The organism is Acinetobacter sp. YH01011 (assembly GCF_013420785.1).
In the GTDB taxonomy this organism is placed as follows: domain Bacteria; phylum Pseudomonadota; class Gammaproteobacteria; order Pseudomonadales; family Moraxellaceae; genus Acinetobacter; species Acinetobacter towneri.
Genome location: NZ_VOYG01000011.1, coordinates 97282 through 116237 on the forward strand (window position 1 = coordinate 97282; position 18956 = coordinate 116237).

Sequence of the window (18956 nt, forward strand, 5' to 3'; positions counted from 1 at the left end):
TCGCATTAAATGCATATCAATAATATTGATATATAAGGTTTTATTTGGATTTAAAAAAGATTAACAGGCTCAAGTATCATAATTTAAATTAAGTCTTATATCAAAATTACAGATGATTGAAAAAATAGTTATAAGTTAAATTAATAACAAGACGATTTGTTAAAGTTGGTTATATTCAGCATCAATATACGCATTAATTAATGTCCAATCTTCAGTTTTTGAAATTTCACGTGGAAGCTCCGATTCAAAGGATTCATAAAAATATCTACGCATACAATACTCAGTATAAGAATCCGCATAGGTTTCATACCGCGCGATGATTGTTAAGTCCATCACAGGCATTTGTGCCTGATCCCATCGTTGTCTTTTCCGACTGAAAAAGAATAGTTTCCCGAAGGTATATAAACGTCCCGCCTGCTGTCGATTGCCTCTGAATACAGCATAAACTTTAAAATAATTCTGCCATGCAAGAAGATCATTGAGCGCTTTAGTCTGATCTTTCTGTGAAATCACTCGATTGAGAATTTGGGTTAATTCTTTTTTTTGTTTCTCTATTTCAGTTTTCTTAAATCGCCATGTCCATGAGAAATTTTTATTATTTTTACGGTAAAACTTAGTTTGATGTTCAGCGTACTTTTTATGGCTTAACCGTACTAATTCAGCCTCATATTTACCAAAATCCAAGCTTAAATAGGGCTTATTCAATATGAAATTAAACTGTTCATTGTCTTTATAGTAATGATGGATAAAAGTTAATTCTTGCCCGACTGTAATTTTGTCCCAGATGACAGGTTCAAGTTCAGCAATTTTATCTTTTGATGTATATGCTGAACTAGTTGTTGAAGTCACTTTGCCTATGGTTTCTTTGCTGTGACGATGGCTATTAGGGGTTTTGATCAACAAGACAAATAACCATGCATCTTTATAAAGAATGTCTTGAACAATGAGATCAGCAACAGGTAATCCTTGTTTTAGTCGATATGTTCTTTGCCGACTGGTTAAATTTAATGAATAGCGTTCGGTTAATTTATGAATAATCTTTTCAATATCAATTTTACCTAATTCAGTTTGCACTATAAATTTGCAGTAAAAATATGATCCTCTTGTGACCTTATCTTGAATTTTTTGTGCGGTGTATTTTGTGTGGGGGCTGTAATCAATCATTTTATGTCATCCAACTATGCACTTTTCATGTCAATCAACAATCCACTTAAGTCCAAATTTCTTCATCCATTTTTGAATTGTTCATCAACAATAATTTTCTCTACATTTCCCATTTTGCTGAGCGCGTCAGCAATCAGCATTAATCAAATTGCGCTAGCACTGTCACCTCACGTTGTAAGGTGACAATAAAGTAGTTCCTAATGCGCATTACGAACCTTGATCAGCAAATCTTATACTTGTTTAAATAATATATCAATATTATTGATATATTAAATTAACTTTGATAATATGGTTGCATATCAATCGAATTGTGGATTGACCATCCATTCCAACTTTCTTTTTTTTGAAGTGGTTTGAATGGCTGACCACCATTCAAAAACTTTGATATATATTGCCCTGAATATAAGACTAACCATCTTCATATTGCCGATGTAGCGGACTGCTGGGGAAACCTCGCTCGGTACGTTGCAACGGGGGCTAAAGGATTGCAATATCCTTTTTCTATCCGTTCATTCACTTTTTAAGAGTTCCAAGCAAATAAAAAGTGGTTGGGCGACAAGGAAACGGGAGCCTATAAGCGATTTATCGTGAAATGGTCATTTGGTTAGTAATAGCCAAGTTAGGTGTGAAATTATGAAAATAGTGGAACATTGAAACCCTGTTCAAAGTGATACAGTCAGGAGCAGCATAGGATGTGCGATAGTCTCCGTTAATAGCTGAATGTGTATGCTTGATCGAACAAGTTTTTTTACTTGGAAAAGTATGCTCATTTCCAATCACGATGGCTGCTGAGAGTGCCGTAAGGTACTAGGGCTTTGAGGCTAACGCTGGAAAAGCTGGCACCATTTTGCGCAAGCTGAATGGGTCGCTGGATAGCTTAAACGTGTAACGGCATTAATCGATAGATGCTGATTGGAGTGTAAGAGTTTTACCCTTTATAAAGTTATGTATACATCATATCCCGATATTTTTTAAGGAACTACGGTCGGGGGAAACAGGAAGTATGTATACAGGCGAGAGGATAAACGGTCTGCACATTAAGACACTTTGAAATAACTTGGGAAGCACTGAATAAAAAGGCTTAAATTGGTTAAAAGTCTGTTGTATTTTTTCAGTGTGGGAGCGATGGTGAGTAGCGCATATAAAACAATTAAACTTGAGGTACTTTAGTTCAAGATGAATTGTGGAAATTGTAATTCCCGACCTAAATAATATTTAATTATTAGTGATGTTTTAAACATTAGTAATTTTTAAAAACACTATGTTTTTTAGGTCGGTTGGATAAAATGAGATAGCTAGCTTAAAGCGAATCCTAAAACATTTCGATTTTTTCAGTCGGGATGCTCATTGCGAAAACTTGAGTCGGCACATGCGTGAGCATGTTGGACAATATGTAGAAAAGAAAGGTTAATGAAACACTGGTCGTGTTTCTCAGTCGGGGATTGGTCTCCTTGACTAGGCCGAGATTGGTACAGTGTAAGTATTCTGAAGTTTGGTCACTGATGAAAATATATTTATACGGGTTTGCCTGAAACTTAAATCAGGATAATGCTACACCAGCATGAAAAAAATCGTGGCTTGTTCTTCCAGATTAGACAAGCATAAAACTATTGCCTAGCAGTAGAAATATGAAATGGAATATGGCCTAAGTCGGCATGAAAAAATTGAACCGCCAGTACAGGCGTAATCATCTGCTCAACAAAGAGCGTTAACAAATGCATTAGGCTCGATCCCTTAGGGACGAGCCTTGTCTTATTAAAAAATTATGCTACGGCTTTAATGTTATCAGTAACATTACTAACATAGTCGGCCCACCATTGCATAATTTCAATTCGTTCTTCTAAATGTGTAGCTTTGTCATAAACAGCTTTTACACCCTGTTTTTTATGCGCTAAACAAGCTTCAATAACCTGTTCTTTATCACTGAATTGATTATTTAAGGCAGTACTTGCAATATGTCTAAATCCATGTGGACTTTGACGGCCTCGATAGCCTAGATTTTTCAAAGCATTATTTAAAGTTGCTTCACTCATTGGCTGTATAAGGCTATCTCTGCTAGGAAATAAAAAATCCGATACTGTCCTAATTTCTTTTAATTTAAATAACAGTTCTATTGCCTGTTTTGGTAAAGGTACAACATGGGTAATACCACATTTCATTGTTTCGGCAGGCTTTATCCAGATTTTTTTCTCAAAGTCAAAATCTTGCCATTTTGCATAGCGCAATTCTTGTGGTCGAGGAAAAAGAATAACAAGTAACTCTAAAGCAATTGCTGTATGCGAATTTCTATAGCTTCGAATAGACTGCACCAACTCGGGCAGTTCCTGAAGACTGACATGCTTCATATTCCCTTTACTACCTTTATCAAGATACTTCAAAATTCCATCCAAAGGGTTCGACTCTATTTGTCCATGAAACTTTGCAAGATCATAGGCATTGCGACAATGTGAAACTAGTTTCTCTACACGATTGTAAATACTTTCACTTCTAAGCATATCCTGAAAAAATGTCAGCCATTGTTGAGGTGAAATTTTGGTGAAATCCAATTCACCAAAAACAGATAAGATACGTTTTTCAATTGATTGAGTTTCTTTCTTTATTGTTATTGCAGCCCAAGTTGTTTTCTTAGTATCAAGCCAGTTATACATCAAACTTTTTAAATTAAGTTGTTGTTCCTCAATCTTTTGCAATTCAATTTCTTTTTTTGTTAATACTTTTTCATTTTGCTGTAACTTAAGAAAAATAGTTGAAGCTTCAAGTTTAGCTGCTACAAGCGATAACTGCGGATAACTTCCAATACTGTGCCATTTCCACTTCCCCGCCTCATCCTTAAAGCGGACTTGCCAAGTTTTTTTCCCTTTTGGTGATACACGAAAATAAAGCCCAGCATCACATGAAATACGATATTCCTTATCCTCAGGTTCAAGATTGAGAAGATGGGTATCTTTGATTTGTTTGATGTTATCTAAAGCCGCTCTTTTCATAGCAAAATCTCTTGTATCCGAGTAATGCAGAAAGAGTATCGGATACAAGATTGGATACACAAGAGGGTCAAATAAAGCTGTGCATAGCCAAACATAGTTGTGCAAAAAGCAGAAATAAAAAACCCATGAATCATTATAATTCATGGGTTTATATATCAAATCATTACAAAACTGTGCATATGATTACAAAAAACTGGTGGGCCCAGACAGACTTGAACTGTCGACCAACGGATTATGAGTCCGCTGCTCTAACCGACTGAGCTATAGGCCCTATAATTGAATTTGTTATATTTCAACAAGTTCAAGCGCAAAGAATACTAGCGAAGATTTTTTAAAAACACAAGCCATTTTCAGAAATTGCTGTATAGATAGTCAGCAGACGAATTTGATTATTATTGAAATATAAAAACTACACCTTCACTTTCCGAAACATTGCCCGATGCAACTTTAAACGCTTCTCTTTACGCACTTCTAAAAACAACTCAAACATTGACCATACCAAGACCAATAACAACACAGTCAATGCCACAAGAAAAGTCGTCAAATAAGCCACTTTAGTATCCTTCCATGATGCGTGGAATAGTGAAATGATGAATAGAATCATAGCTAATTACGACCAAAGTCTAATGATTTACAAATCATTTGAATAGTGCATTTTTGCTCAATTTAAGACTTAATTTCTCTCAATTCATATATTTTTAATATTAAAAACAAAGTATTTAGAGTTAAAACCAATAAAAGATATCACGCCATATCACCTGCATCACTTGAGATTGCTATATTTCAAACAATTTTTCTGTTGACTCTTATATAAAACAAGCAGAAATTATGCATTTCCAGATTCATCAGCTGTTAAATCTATGTTGAAAAAATTTATAGGCGAGTCCGCATTCAAACTTGCAGGATGGCAATATCAGGTAGAACCCAACATCCTCGAAAATAAACAAGTGATCGTCGGTTTTGAACACACCTCAATGATGGATGCAATCCTCTCGCTTGCTCTGTTCCAAATTTATGATATTAAAATTCATACTTTAATCAAAAAAGAGCTTTTTAAAGGGCCACTTAAACCTATTTTAGAAAAAGTCGGCGGTATTCCAGTAGACCGTAAATCTAACAAAGATATTGTGTCGCAAATGGTCGAACTTTTTGATCAAAATGAACATTTCAATTTGGTCATCGCACCCGAAGCAACTCGCGCAAAAACAGGTGAAGCCCGCAAGCCAATTCGTACAGGTTTTTGGCATATTGCCAAAGCAGCCAATGTGCCTATCGTTTTAATGTATGCCAACTCACAAACCAAACAAGGTGGGATTTTTGGCAAAATCTATCCGACAGATTTAGATCACGATATGGCACTTATCCAACAATTATATAAAGAACAAGTGGGCTTAGATATTGTCATTCCTGAGCCAAAAACAACTCAAAGCAACACTTAAAAAACCTAAAACTCTGCCCTTTATCTAAAAAAAGGGCTTATGTTAGAATGGGCGCAATTTTGATAGGCATACTGCCAATCTGTAAGGAGCATAGTTCGCATGGCGGGTCATTCCAAGTGGGCCAACATTAAGCATCGTAAAGCCAAACAAGATGCTAGTCGTGGTAAGTTGTTTACCAAATTTATTCGTGAATTAACAACTGCTGCAAAGCTCGGCGGTCCAGATGCGGCAAGTAACCCTCGTTTACGTGCTGTTGTGGAAAAAGCACTTTCAGTTAACATGACACGTGACGTCATTAACCGTGCCATCCAGCGTGGTGCAGGCGGTGAAGATAACGACGATCTTAAAGAAGTAACCTATGAAGGTTATGGTGTAGGTGGTGTTGCGGTTATTGTAGAAACCATGACAGACAACTTAAACCGCACCGTGCCAGATGTACGTCACTGTTTCTCTAAAACTGACGGTAACTTAGGCACCAATGGTTCTGTAGCATTCCTATTCACCAAACGTGGTGAAATTTCATTTGAAGATTCATCTTTAGAAGATCAAGTGATGGAAGTGGCTTTAGAAGCTGGCGCAGAAGATATTGAAGTGTCTGAAGATGGCATTTTGGTTATTACTACGCCAGAAGCTTTTGGTATAGTTCAAGATGCGCTAACAGCAGCAGGTTTGAAATCTGACAATGCTGAAGTGGTTATGAGTCCATCGACCAAAGCAGAAATTACAGACATCGATCAAGCGAAAAAAATTATGAAAATGATTGATATGCTTGAAGATTTAGATGATGTTCAAAACGTATATACCAACGTTGAATTCTCTGATGAAGTTTTAGCACAATTAGACGCATAATCGGTCTAACTGCAATTCCTAAAAACGCACGTTCTCGTGCGTTTTTTTATAGATCCAGTCAAAATAATTCTAAGATTCTAATAAATTAAACTTTATTTAATAAACCATGACAGTTTAAAACATCATATTCTTTAATCACAAAGCTAGAATGCAAACCTGCCACATGCTCAATTTTACCAATCCGTTTTAATAAAATTTCGCTGTAATTTTCCATATCTCGTGCCACAACCTCTACAATAAAATCTGCAGTCTGTCCTGTCACCAAAAATGCACGTATCACTTCAGGAATGCTTTCCAATTCATCCAAAAATTTGGCAAAAATATCGGTATCGTGTTTGCTCAAAGACACCTGCAACAACACATGCAAACTAAAGCCCAGTTTTTGATAATTAATTTCACGCTTTAAACCTGAAATAATTTTATGATCGATCAGACTTTTAATACGGCGATGCACCGAACTTACCGACAGATTAACCCGCTCGGAAAGTTCATTCAAATTGACATCTTCATTGCTTAAAATTTCTAAAATATGCTTATCGTAGCGATCTAATTCCATTTTCAAGCACTCAATCTAATCTGATAAAATTTAAACTCATGCTGCCATTATACTTAAATTATTTTGCAGACTAAGCATCTTTATCGAAAATTATTTTCCATTATTAAAGCAAAATGTTTATGATTCAACAGATCACCGCTTATCGTTTTGAACAACTTAACAGACAAACGGAACAGCTTTCTAATTTATTGATTTTCAAATTTTTAAATTTAAAAAACTCAACAAAACAACGAATCTACTCATACATTTTCACAATCCCGACCGTCTATCTTTTACAAGTGTATAGAAATGTATTAAAACAGATGCGCTCGACAATAAGCACAATGCAGCACAACAAAACCAATAAAAATACAAGGAATCGTCATGGCTTTTAAATCTCTAAGCTTGCTGAAAATAAAATTAGCTCTGTATTTACCGTAGAAACTCAGACCAGCTCTTTATTCGATGGACTCTTAAGTGGTGGCTCTTTAAGCAATACCTTTTCTGGTTTGCTTGGCAGCCTGACTAGTTCGACCTCGACCACACCTACCCTAGATTCTTTATTAAAAAGTTTACTCTCTGGCAGCAGCTTAGATAGTTCTAGCCTAACCAATCTAATCAGCCAATTTTCAAGCTCGAATACCAACTTAGATATCACCAGTTTAATTAGCAAACTGACACAATCCAATGGCGGTAGCTTCGATATTGCTTCCATCACCAATTTACTCAGCGGCATGATTGACAGCAATGCAGGTGATTTAGATATTACGAAACTCACCCAATTAGTGAGTGGGTTAATCGGTGGTAATACGGGTAATCTTGATATTGCTCAAATTACTCAATTGGTCAGCGGTTTGATTTTGGGTAATAGTGACCTCGATATGGCCGCAATCACACAACTGGTTGGTGGTTTAATTGGCGGCAATACTGGCAGTTTAGGCGGTATGGATTTTGGTGCTATCGCTGAACTGGTGGGTGGTTTAATCCAAGGCAATGGCGATCTTGATATTGCTCAAATTGCTCAACTGGTTAGTGGCTTGATTGGTGGCAACATCGGTGGAGGTTTAGGCGGTCTAGATATCGCAGTGATTGCTGAACTTGTAGGCGGTTTAATCCAAGGCAATGGCGATCTTGATATTGCGCAAATTGCTCAACTGGCAAGCGGCTTGATTGGCAGCAATATCGGTGGCGGTTTAGGCGGTATGGATATCGCGGTCATTGCTGAATTAGTAGGCGGTTTAATGCAAGGCAATGGCGATCTTGATATTGCACAAATTGCGCAACTGGCAAGCGGCTTAATTGGCGGTAACATCGGTGGTGATTTAGGTGGTCTAGATATCGCTGCTCTAGAACCAATTCTTGCGTTGCTTAATCCTGAAGGTCAGCTTGCAAGTGACTTTGATCTAGGTGGTTTATTAAATAATCTGACTGGAGATACAACTGGTGGTTTCAGCTTAGATGGCTTGAGTGATGGTTTTGACAACTTAATTTCTGGTTCAGATTTTAACATCAGCGACTTACTGCAAGGTGCGTCATCTACAACCAGTTCAGAGATCAATATTGATAGCTTAGTCCCTGCATTAGGCGATGCATTTGGCAATTTAACTGGTGGCACATCAGACACTCAATTTGATTTAGCTACCCTGCCAAATTTGGTACAGACTTTTGATTTGAATAACTTAAATTCTTTGTTCTAATCCTTGGTTTTAGGTTTTTATACATCAGTATCCAAAAAATACGCGCAGATTGCGCGTATTTTATCTGAGGCGATAACATTTAAATACCGCGCCAATCTACACGTGCATTACGCTCAGTTTGATAAATACGAGAAACATATTGCCCTAAAGGTAAATCCAGCAAATATTTTTTATAATCTTTAAATTCTTCAGAAATCACTTCATCATGTTCTTTTTCCCACGGCGTTCCAGAAATTTCCAAAATAGGTGCAAGCATCGAACACACTGAAATATCGGCCAAACCTAAACGCTCACCCACAAAATAACGCCCGTAATTATCAATCAAATGCTGATTTAAAATGACAATTAATTCATCCATCCGCTGTTTGGATTCTGCAACTTTATCTTGATCGAGCTGATAGCCCTTAGACACCAAGGCTTTAATAATTGGCTTGGAATATTTAGAAAATTGACGCAAATAGCCTTTTTCGCCAATTAAAATTTCCAAAGGTTCTTCACTTTCAGATAATGCATGCGCCAACCCCCATCGACGCACATGCTGCCCCAATTCATCAGCCAAAGTATTTATGACCAACGCATGTTTATATTGTTCGGCATCACTGCGTAACAAGGCATGTTCGGGGTAAATATCATCTAGATATAAAGCAATTTGAGTCGAATCTGCTATCCAGCGGTCTTGATCACGTAAAATAGGTAATTTATTTTGCCCTGTTTTTAATTGGGCAAAAGCGCGATGCACGCCTGGAATTAAGTTTTGCGCATCATAATCTAACTCTTTATGATCCAATAACCAGCGAGCTTTCTCACAAAAATGAGACAAAGGAAACTGGTATAAGATGCGCATAAAATCTCCATATTTAAAATTTTGATATCCAAAGCAGTATCAATACTGTGCTTGTCATACTTTAGTCATAGCCTCTTATAATTACAATGTACTTTTTATTCAAAATTCAGGCGAAACAGTCAGCAATTCAAAATCAATTCCGAAAAGAAATTCAACGTACAGCATCAAGCACGCTAGATTGGAGAAACATCTGTCCGATGACCTGACTTTATCTGCCCTTTCATGTAAAATCGTGCCTAATTTTTAAATAACACGTTGTGAGTTATTCATGGGTTTTAATTGTGGTATTGTGGGCCTGCCAAACGTTGGTAAATCTACGCTTTTTAATGCTTTAACCAAAGCTGCAATTGCAGCGGAAAACTTCCCGTTCTGTACCATTGAGCCAAATACAGGCATTGTACCTGTGCCAGATTCACGTTTGGACAAATTGGCGGAAATCGTAAATCCGCAACGTGTATTACCCACCACGATGGAATTTGTGGATATTGCAGGTTTGGTTGCAGGTGCATCTAAAGGTGAAGGTTTAGGTAACCAATTCCTTGCCAACATTCGTGAAACTGATGCGATTGCGCATGTAGTTCGTTGCTTTGAAGATGAAAACGTCATTCACGTAAATGGTAAGATTGACCCATTAGATGACATTGCAACCATCAATACCGAACTTGCGTTGGCCGATTTAGAAACGGTGAGCAAAGCCATTACACGCTTAGCAAAATCTGCCAAAGGTGGCGATAAAGAAGCCGTAGCGACCAAAGCCGTTTTAGAAAAAATCCAACCTTTACTGGATGATGGCAAGCCTGCACGTGCAGCCAATTTAGATGACGATGAACGCAAATTGGTTCGTGGTTTTGGTTTATTAACCTTAAAACCAACCATGTATATTGCGAACGTGGCAGAAGATGGCTTTGAAAATAACCCGCACTTAGATGCAGTCAAAAAACTTGCTGCAGAAGAAAATGCGATTGTGGTGCCTTTATGCAACCAAATTGAAGCCGAAATTTCATTACTTGAAGATGAAGACCGTGCAGAATTCCTAGAAGCTCTTGGTATGGAAGAACCAGGGCTGAACGTAGTGATTCGTGCAGGTTATGCGCTGTTAGGTCTGCAAACTTACTTTACTGCAGGCGTACAAGAAGTCCGCGCGTGGACAGTGAAAGTAGGTGCAACTGCACCACAAGCAGCAGGCGTAATTCACACTGACTTTGAAAAAGGCTTTATCCGCGCAGAATGTATTGCTTATGAGGATTTCGTACAATACAACGGCGAAGCAGGTGCAAAAGAAGCAGGTAAATGGCGCTTGGAAGGTAAAACTTATATCGTACAAGACGGTGATGTTTTACACTTCCGTTTTAATGTTTAATTGTTTTTATGTTTAGTTTTAGAACAATGCTTACAGCCGAGCATTGATTCAATAAAAAAACCTCGATGTAAGCATCGAGGTTTTTTTATAGGCGATTCTGCATCACATCAATGCAAAATAATCTCAACTAAGACTGCACCACATTGCCCTTTTGTTTCGGGTCGGTATTACCCAATTCAGGATGCGCCAAAGCATCGGCACATTGTTTTTTATCACGTTCATAATCGGCTTGTTTTTGTGCAAGACTGCTTGAACTGTCAATCGTCGCACGTGCCCAAATTTCCAAACTGGTCAAGGCCTTACGACACAGCGCATATTTCCCTTCCGTTACAGAGTCGGTCATTTTGACATTAATACGCCAGTCGGTACTTAATTTACGGGCAGGTTTGCGGACTTTATCTTCAATTAAGTTACGCTGTTTACGATACACGTACGGCTCAACTTCATTCATTAATTCCCACGCGGCTTGCGCATACACAGTCGCATCATTGGTGAGTTTTGGCGCAGGCTTAATTTCTACTGTTTTTTGCGGGTTGTTGTCATTGCTACACGCTTGCAATAACAGGCTACTGCATAACATTGAAGCAAGCAGGATTACAGGTGTTTTCAATTTCAACATATCGGTTCGCCCATACAAACAATTCGGCATCATGCTAATGAATTCAAGTATAATACACAATCTTCATTTGACCCATCGTTCAACTTTCTCCCACAAGGTGTGTCGTGTCCGTACACAATATTCAAACTGCGCCCGCAGCAAGTTTTTGGCAAGGTGCAAAAGATAGTCAGGCGATTATTTTCACCTATCTGCCTGTTTCTTTTGCTTTTGGTGTTTCTGCAACTCAATTCGGCTTTAGCGCATGGGAAGCCTTATTTTTATCTTGCTCGATGTATGCAGGGGCGAGTCAATTTTTAGTCGTTGCCTTATTGGGCAGTGGAACTTCAATCTGGATGACCGCATTAACGGTAATCGCCTTGGATATTCGACATTTACTTTACGGCCCAGCCTTACAAAACCTGATTCAAGATCGTTTAAACCTCAAAAAAACTGCAATTTGGTCATGGGGTCTGACCGATGAAGTTTTTGCCTCAGGCATGATTAAACTGTCACAGCGCCGTCAGGAATGGTCTGAATCATGGATGCTTGGACTGAGTTTATTTAGTTGGTTGTCTTGGGCATTAGGCTCTTTGTTAGGCGGATTATTTGCCGATCAAGTCACTAAAATGCCACAGTTTTTGCAAGCGGCGCTCGACTTTTTATTGCCCGCTTTATTTCTTAGCTTCTTATTGGCAGCATTTGAAAAGAAACACACCTTTGTCGTGGGAATCACCATTCTAGTATCTGCCGTAGCTTGTTATTTTATTGACTTATCTGCTGCAATTTTTATTGGGATTTCTTCAGGTATTTTGGCGGGATTATTTAAACACTATGTTTTAAAACAACCCGACCCTGAACATACAGGATCAAAATCATGAGTTTAGAAATTATTTTGGTCGGTATTATAGTCGGTATCGCAAACTTCGCCTCACGTTTTGGGCCATTTTTTGTGATTCAAAAGTTTCAACAAGGCTCACAGCAACGTGGTGCTTTATGGCTTAAAATCGCTTTGGGCAGCATTGGTATAGCCGCAATTAGCTCTATGCTCGTGGTTGCAACCTTGCCACCTTTGCTTGAAACACCCAATAAAAGTTTTGCGATGTTGATTGGCTTTTTAGTGCTCACAGGTTTGTATTTTAAGTTTAAGAAAATCGTACCTGCAACGCTTACCGCAGCCATCACCTATGGTTTAATTTATACTTATGTGCCATTTTCGTTCTAATGTTGCTGAAATTTAGAGGTTGAATCGTCCAAATGATCTATTTCAGGATTCAGCCTTAACTGCTTTAAAGCACTGAATGCAATATAAGTAGATGACAAAATCATGATTTTGTTGCAAACAGGGCTTAACTCATGGAACAGTTCTGCTATGCTAAAAGCCCACTTTAGCAAGGACGATTCACATGAGCGTGACCATTGGTACTCCCCTTCAATCTTCTGCTTTTAAAGTTTTGCTATTGGGTTCAGGGGAACTCGGTAAAGAGGTGGTAATTTCACTGCAACGCTTAGGCGTAGAAGTACATGCCGCCGATCGCTACGACCATGCGCCAGCCATGCAAGTCGCACATTATGCTTATACTTTAAACATGGCAGATGCCACAGAATTAAAACAACTGATTGAAAAAATTCAACCCAATTTAATTGTGCCTGAAATTGAGGCCATTGCGACATCAGTTTTACTTGAAATTGAAGCGCAAAATATTGCAACAGTGATTCCATCTGCCAAAGCGGTAAATTTGACCATGAACCGTGAAGGCATTCGTCGTTTGGCTGCAGAAGAATTAGGTTTGCCGACATCCGCTTATCGCTTTGCCAATTCTCTCGAATCTTTCCGCGCTGCATGTGATGACATTGGTTATCCAAACTTTGTGAAGCCTGTGATGTCATCTTCAGGCAAGGGACAATCGCGTGTCACCTGCTTTGATGAAGTTGATGCAGCTTGGGAATATGCCCAGACTGGCGGGCGCGTCAATCAAGGCACTGTGATTGTTGAATCACAAATTGACTTCGATTTTGAAATTACCTTATTAACCGTACGTGCTAAAAACCCAGAAACTGGTGCGATCGAAACTTCATATTGCGACCCAATTGGTCACCGTCAAGATGCAGGCGACTATGTAGAAAGCTGGCAACCTCAAGCCATGAGTGATGCTGCCTTGACTGAAGCCAAACGAATTGCACACAAAGTGACTACTGCCTTAGGTGGTTGCGGTATTTTTGGTGTAGAGCTGTTTGTGAAAGGCGATAAAGTCTGGTTCAGTGAAGTCTCTCCACGTCCACACGACACAGGTTTGGTGACATTGGCTTCACAATTCCAAAGTGAATTCGAATTACATGCCCGCGCGATTTTAGGCTTACCTGTCAATACCACACGCCATAGCGTTGCAGCCAGTGCAGTGATTTATGCAGGTGTCGATGCAACAAATCTTTCATTTTCTGGCCTGAATCTTGCATTAGCACATCCCGATACAGATTTACGTTTATTTGGCAAACCTGAAGGTTTTGAACGTCGTCGTATGGGCGTTGCCACTGCACGAGCAGAAACCACAGAGCAAGCGCGTGAGCTAGCTCAGCATACTGCGGACACTGTTCGCGTACATTTAAACGAAAATCAAAATTAAGCTCGTCATTGCATAACGGAATTGTCCATGATCATTACATTACCCTTGCTGAATTATGTAAAAAGCAACCATGACATTCAGGCCATTAACCAATGGCGCACCGATGTCGAAAATCAGCTACAACAATGTTTTGAAAATGGACAATCCATTCGTGAAGTGATTTTGGCGCGTTCTAACCTGATTGATGAAGCGCTCACTTTCTTATGGCAACATGCTGAATTAGACAAAACCGATTTAAGCCTATTTGCGGTAGGTGGCTATGGGCGCAAAGAAATGCTGCCCTATTCAGATGTCGATATTATGGTGTTATCGGAAGATGCAATTACAGCAGAACAAGAACAACTTATTTCGACCTTTATTTCGTCTTTATGGGATGTTGGCAACTTCAAACCTGCCACCAGCGTGCGGACTATTCAAGACTGTGTGATTCAGGCAACCAGTGATTTAACTGTTGCAACTGCCTTGATTGAAGCGCGTTTAATTACAGGAAATCAGCAGCTTGCCAAATGGCCGCGTCGTATTGTTTCGCAGACTTGGACAGATAAAACCTTTTTTGATGCCAAAATGGAGGAGCAAAGCAAGCGTTACGCGCAGCACAATGACACCGAAAGTAATTTAGAACCCGATATTAAAAATGCTCCGGGCGGTATTCGTGACATCAACCAAATTGGCTGGATTGCCAAACGCCATTTTCGCGTCAATCGTATTTACGACTTGGTGCATTTAGGTTTTATTTCAGAATTTGAATTGGGTGTACTCGAAGAAGCCGAAAGCTTTTTATGGGAAATCCGTCATCATCTCCATCGTTTAACCAAACGTGATGAAAACCGTTTATTGTTTGATTATCAACGAGATATTGCAGCAACTTTTGGCTATGTTCGAGAAGAAGGTAAACCGCAAAATTACCCGATTGAACAATTTATGAAGCGTTATTATCGCTCTGCACAGCAAGTTTCCACTTTAAATGAAATGTTGCTGGCCTATTTTAATGAGTCGGTCATTACCCCGCGTTTGCCTAATTATGAACGTAACATTGAAGAAATTAATGAAAATTTTAAACTGGTCGATGGCAAACTTGCCGTGCAGCACCACAAAATTTTCTCAGAAAAACCAAGCGCAATTTTAGAAATTTTCTATTTATTGGCCAATCGTCCTGAAATTGAAGGAATTCGCGCACGAACACTGCGCCTGCTGACACTTGCAGCCAAGCGTATTGACCAAAGTTTCCGTGATGATCCAACGCATCAAGCGCTGTTTATGGCAATTTTGCGCTCACCGCACCGCTTGTATAATACCTTGGTGACTATGAAACGCTTAGGTGTATTGGGCAATTACATCCCCGCTTTTGGTCAAATTACAGGTTTAATGCAATACGACTTATTCCATATTTATACAGTCGATGCGCACATTTTACTATTACTCCGCAATTTAAGCCGCTTCAAAGAACCTGAATTCGCGAAAGATTTTCCTGTGGTCAGTTCGGTATTTCAGCGTTTAGCCCGTCGTGACATTATTTATTTGGCTGCGATTTTCCATGATATTGCTAAAGGTCGTCGTGGTGATCACAGTGAACTTGGTGCGGTAGATGCGATTGAGTTTTGCCGTAAACACGGATTTACTGAACGTGAATGTAACCTTGTGGCATGGTTAGTCAAAAATCACTTGTTGATGTCAGTCACAGCACAGAAAAAAGATATTTCTGACCCCGATGTGGTCAAGGAATTTGCTGAAAAAATGGGAGATATGGAGCATTTAGATTATCTCTATACCTTAACGGTTGCTGATATTAATGCGACTAATCCAACACTCTGGAACTCATGGCGTGCATCCTTAATGCGCCAACTTTATACGCAAGCGCGTGATGTCATTCGCTCAGGACTTGGGCGTCCCGTCGATTATCAAATGCTGATTGAAGACACCAAATTTGCGGCAAGCGAGTTACTGGTTAAAGATTTTGAACTCAGTGCTGTTGAAAAAGTCTGGCAAGAACTGGGCGATGAATACTTTATTAAAGAATCTGCCGATGAAATTGCATGGCATACCCGCGCGATTTTGGAGCATGGCGATAATCCTGCACCATTAGTGCTCATGCGCGCGCACCGAAAATCAGCACAAGACGCAGTACAAATCTTTATTTACACGCAAGACCAACCCAACCTATTTGCCACAACTGTCGCTATTTTAGACCGCATGAACCTTGACGTTCAGGATGCACGAATTATTACTGCGACCAAAGCCTTTAGTTTGGATACTTACGTGGTCTTAGACCGTTTTGGCACACTCTTAACAGACCCTGAACGTGAAGAAATGGTGATTGAGGCTTTAGTGAATGCCTTGAGCCAGTCAGATAAATATCCGGGTCTGATGCAACGCCGCATTCCGCGTCAATTACGTCATTTTGACATTGAAAATACAGTAGAAGTGACTTTCAATGCAGCGCTGAATCAAAACATGGTCGAAATTGCCACACTAGATCATCCCGGGTTACTCGCCAAAATTGGCGGCTTGTTTATGATGCAAGGCTTAGATATTCACTCCGCCAAAATTGCCACCCTGGGCGAACGTGCCGAAGATATTTTCTTCGTCACCAAAAAAGATGGCAACCCAATGACAAAGTCTGAAGCAGATACCTTTGCAATCCAGCTCAAAGCTGCTTTAGATGAGGCCTCTAATCAGGTCTGTGGTCAACATTAACTTCAATTTACGGAACATCCATGAACTCAAGTTTGTCCTTATTACATCCTTACCCTTTTGAAAAGCTAAACAAACTATTTCAGGACGTACAACCTGCAAATTTGCCGTTAATTCCACTGTCTATTGGTGAACCTAAACATCCTGCACCTAAATTTGTCAAACAAGCCATTATTGATAATTTTCAGCATTTATCGACTTATCCGAACAGCAAAGGTCTGCCTGAATTACGTCACAGCATTGCCCATTGGCTGACACAACGCTTTCATTTAAAACAAGTTAACCCAGACACTCAAGTTCTCCCCGTTTCAGGTACACGTGAAGCGATTTTTTCCTTTGTACAAGCCTTGATTCGACGTGAAGATGCGCCTTATGTAGTGATGCCCAATCCGTTTTATCAAATTTATGAAGGGGCAACTTTATTGGCAGGTGCTCAACCCTATTTCATCAATTGCACCGAAGACAATAATTACTTGGGTGATTTTGATGCTGTACCTGCAAAAGTCTGGGAAAAAACTGCTTTATTATTTGTCTGTACACCGGGAAATCCAACGGGTGCTGTCCTTTCAAAAGAACAATTTAAAAAGCTGATTGCCCTGTCAGATCAATATAATTTTGTCATTGCATCTGATGAATGTTATTCAGAATTATGGTTTGACCAAGCGCCTACAGGTTTACTGGAAGTCTGTGCCGAACTTGGACGCGATGACTACAAAAACTGCATCGTATTCCATTCTTTGTCTAAACGCTCAAACTTACCCGGCATGCGTTCAGGCTTTGTTGCGGGCGATGCCAACTTATTAAAACCTTATTTGCAATATCGTACCTATCATGGTGCGGCAATGCCTGTACAACATCAATTGGCATCTATTGCAGCTTGGGATGATGAACAGCACGTTGAAGATAATCGTCAACAATATCGCGCCAAGTTTGAATTATTCCAAACGGAACTTGGGCATTTACTGCCATTAAAAAAACCAGATGCAGGTTTTTATTACTGGCTCAAAGTCGACCATGATGAAAATTTTGCCAAAATATTGATGGAAAAAGCCCATATTAAAGTGCTGCCAGGTCGGTATTTATCTCGTGAAACCGCACAAGGTAACCCGGGTGAAAACCATGTTCGCTTAGCTTTGGTTGCAGATTTGGCGCAATGTGAACAAGTAATTCAACGTCTTAAAGCGATTTTATAAGTTAATGATTTCAATTAAATTTAAGGCGATCATCTGATCGCCTTAATTATCTTACTTGCACAAGCGCAAGCCTTTATCGTAAAGCCTTTTCAATTTCCGCCTGCAAATCTTCAGGTTTTGTGGTCGGAGCAAAACGGTTCAACACCTTGCCATCTTTGCCAATTAAAAACTTGGTGAAATTCCATTTAATTCCGTTGCCCAAAATACCTTTACTGTTATTGGTCAGGTAACGGAAAATCGCATGTGCTTCAGGACCTTTCACATCAATTTTGCTAAACATTGGAAAACTGACACCATAGTTTTTTTGGCAGAAGCTCCCAATTTGCTCATTGGAGCCTGGATCTTGCCCACCAAACTGATTGCACGGAAAGCCCAAAACTTCCAGACCTTGGTCTTTATATTGTTGGTATAACTTTTCCAAACCCGCAAATTGAGGCGTAAAACCACACTTGCTGGCTGTATTTACAATCAACAAAACCTTCCCTTCATAATCGCTAAAGGCTTTATTTTGTCCATCTAACAACTCAGCTTCAAACTGATAAATGTTGGTCATGGATAATTTCCCTCATCATTTTTTTCTTGTGTTTTGAGTTCTAAAGAAGCCGAATTGACACAATAGCGCAATCCTGTTGGCTGTGGACCATCATCAAAAACATGCCCTAAATGTGCGTCACAATGATGACAAACAATCTCAGTACGCTGCATGCCGTGCGAACCATCCTGATGTTCTTCAATCACCCCAGGCTGGATTGGACGATAGAAACTTGGCCAACCGCTACCGCTGTCATATTTTGTTTCAGATGAGAATAGCGCTGTACCGCAACAACGACAGGTATAAATCCCCTCTTGTTTAGTATTCCAATATCTCCCCGTAAAAGCAGGCTCCGTGCCTTTTTGACGTGTAATCCGAAATTCCTCTGGTGATAACTCTCTTTGCCATTCTCGGTCTGTTTTATTGAGTTTTCCCATCACTAACTCCTT

General features: G+C 39.4%; 17 protein-coding genes and 1 tRNA gene. 9 read left to right on the plus strand and 9 right to left on the minus strand.

Features of this window, described 5'->3' with window-relative positions; genetic code table 11:
* Window positions 1-159: 159 nt before the first annotated feature.
* From FTT78_RS09225 to FTT78_RS09240, 4 genes are all read right to left on the minus strand, one after another.
* A complete protein-coding gene (locus FTT78_RS09225) occupies window positions 160-1164 on the minus strand; it encodes a hypothetical protein (protein WP_180044087.1) in 1005 nt (334 codons plus the stop codon).
* A gap of 1763 nt (window positions 1165-2927) precedes the next feature.
* On the minus strand, window positions 2928-4148 hold the full coding sequence (locus FTT78_RS09230; RefSeq protein ID WP_180044089.1) for a tyrosine-type recombinase/integrase: 1221 nt from the start codon (window positions 4146-4148) through the stop codon (window positions 2928-2930).
* A 194-nt stretch (window positions 4149-4342) separates the two neighbouring features.
* Window positions 4343-4419: transfer RNA gene (locus FTT78_RS09235), tRNA-Ile, on the minus strand.
* Between the two features lie 138 nt (window positions 4420-4557).
* Window positions 4558-4701 (minus strand): hypothetical protein, encoded by a 144-nt coding sequence (locus FTT78_RS09240; protein ID WP_154320842.1) that lies wholly within the window; start codon window positions 4699-4701, stop codon window positions 4558-4560.
* 307 nt (window positions 4702-5008) lie between these two features.
* Here FTT78_RS09240 and FTT78_RS09245 point away from each other — a divergent pair, with 307 nt between their 5' ends.
* A complete protein-coding gene (locus FTT78_RS09245) occupies window positions 5009-5587 on the plus strand; it encodes a 1-acyl-sn-glycerol-3-phosphate acyltransferase (protein ID WP_131261328.1) in 579 nt (192 codons plus the stop codon).
* 99 nt (window positions 5588-5686) lie between these two features.
* Window positions 5687-6436 carry a YebC/PmpR family DNA-binding transcriptional regulator gene (locus tag FTT78_RS09250; protein WP_070155957.1) on the plus strand — a complete coding sequence of 250 codons (750 nt, stop codon included), beginning with the start codon at window positions 5687-5689 and terminating at the stop codon, window positions 6434-6436.
* Window positions 6437-6521: 85 nt separating this feature from the next.
* Here FTT78_RS09250 and FTT78_RS09255 read toward each other — a convergent pair whose 3' ends face one another.
* Entirely contained in the window at window positions 6522-6992 is a 471-nt protein-coding gene (locus tag FTT78_RS09255; RefSeq protein WP_004971430.1) for an Lrp/AsnC family transcriptional regulator, read from the minus strand.
* Between the two features lie 488 nt (window positions 6993-7480).
* Between FTT78_RS09255 and FTT78_RS09260 the strand changes: the two genes are divergently transcribed.
* On the plus strand, window positions 7481-8668 hold the full coding sequence (locus FTT78_RS09260; protein ID WP_218946623.1) for a hypothetical protein: 1188 nt from the start codon (window positions 7481-7483) through the stop codon (window positions 8666-8668).
* A 79-nt stretch (window positions 8669-8747) separates the two neighbouring features.
* Here FTT78_RS09260 and FTT78_RS09265 read toward each other — a convergent pair whose 3' ends face one another.
* Window positions 8748-9512, minus strand: a complete 765-nt coding sequence (locus tag FTT78_RS09265; protein ID WP_180044092.1) for a glutathione S-transferase family protein — start codon at window positions 9510-9512, stop codon at window positions 8748-8750.
* Between the two features lie 268 nt (window positions 9513-9780).
* Here FTT78_RS09265 and ychF point away from each other — a divergent pair, with 268 nt between their 5' ends.
* Entirely contained in the window at window positions 9781-10872 is a 1092-nt protein-coding gene (gene ychF / locus FTT78_RS09270; protein WP_004971435.1) for a redox-regulated ATPase YchF, read from the plus strand.
* 127 nt (window positions 10873-10999) lie between these two features.
* Here the strand turns inward: ychF and FTT78_RS09275 are convergent, their stop codons facing one another.
* Window positions 11000-11491, minus strand: a complete 492-nt coding sequence (locus FTT78_RS09275) for a hypothetical protein (protein WP_026438320.1) — start codon at window positions 11489-11491, stop codon at window positions 11000-11002.
* 119 nt (window positions 11492-11610) lie between these two features.
* On the opposite strand from FTT78_RS09275, the gene FTT78_RS09280 reads away from it, so the two are divergent.
* The 5 genes from FTT78_RS09280 (at window position 11611) to dapC (ending at window position 17975) form a co-directional block, all read left to right on the plus strand.
* Window positions 11611-12348 (plus strand): AzlC family ABC transporter permease, encoded by a 738-nt coding sequence (locus tag FTT78_RS09280; RefSeq protein WP_179989883.1) that lies wholly within the window; start codon window positions 11611-11613, stop codon window positions 12346-12348.
* On the plus strand, window positions 12345-12692 hold the full coding sequence (ygaH, locus tag FTT78_RS09285) for an L-valine transporter subunit YgaH (protein WP_179989735.1): 348 nt from the start codon (window positions 12345-12347) through the stop codon (window positions 12690-12692). The genes FTT78_RS09280 and ygaH overlap by 4 nt, the downstream gene beginning before the upstream one ends.
* A 181-nt stretch (window positions 12693-12873) precedes the next feature.
* Window positions 12874-14091: a formate-dependent phosphoribosylglycinamide formyltransferase gene (gene purT, locus FTT78_RS09290; RefSeq protein ID WP_154320843.1), complete on the plus strand. Its 1218-nt coding sequence runs from the start codon at window positions 12874-12876 to the stop codon at window positions 14089-14091.
* Window positions 14092-14118: 27 nt separating this feature from the next.
* Complete coding sequence (gene glnD, locus FTT78_RS09295) at window positions 14119-16785, plus strand: [protein-PII] uridylyltransferase (RefSeq protein ID WP_180008169.1); 2667 nt, start codon at window positions 14119-14121, stop codon at window positions 16783-16785.
* Between the two features lie 20 nt (window positions 16786-16805).
* Window positions 16806-17975, plus strand: coding sequence for a succinyldiaminopimelate transaminase (gene dapC / locus FTT78_RS09300; protein WP_004971444.1), 1170 nt, complete (start codon window positions 16806-16808; stop codon window positions 17973-17975).
* Window positions 17976-18048: 73 nt separating this feature from the next.
* Here the strand turns inward: dapC and FTT78_RS09305 are convergent, their stop codons facing one another.
* Together FTT78_RS09305 and msrB are read right to left on the minus strand one after the other, a co-directional pair.
* The gene (locus tag FTT78_RS09305; RefSeq protein WP_096902294.1) at window positions 18049-18528 is read right to left on the minus strand and encodes a glutathione peroxidase; all 480 of its coding nucleotides are present in this window, start codon (window positions 18526-18528) and stop codon (window positions 18049-18051) included.
* On the minus strand, window positions 18525-18944 hold the full coding sequence (gene msrB / locus FTT78_RS09310; protein WP_096902313.1) for a peptide-methionine (R)-S-oxide reductase MsrB: 420 nt from the start codon (window positions 18942-18944) through the stop codon (window positions 18525-18527). The genes FTT78_RS09305 and msrB overlap by 4 nt, the downstream gene beginning before the upstream one ends.
* Window positions 18945-18956: the final 12 nt, after the last annotated feature.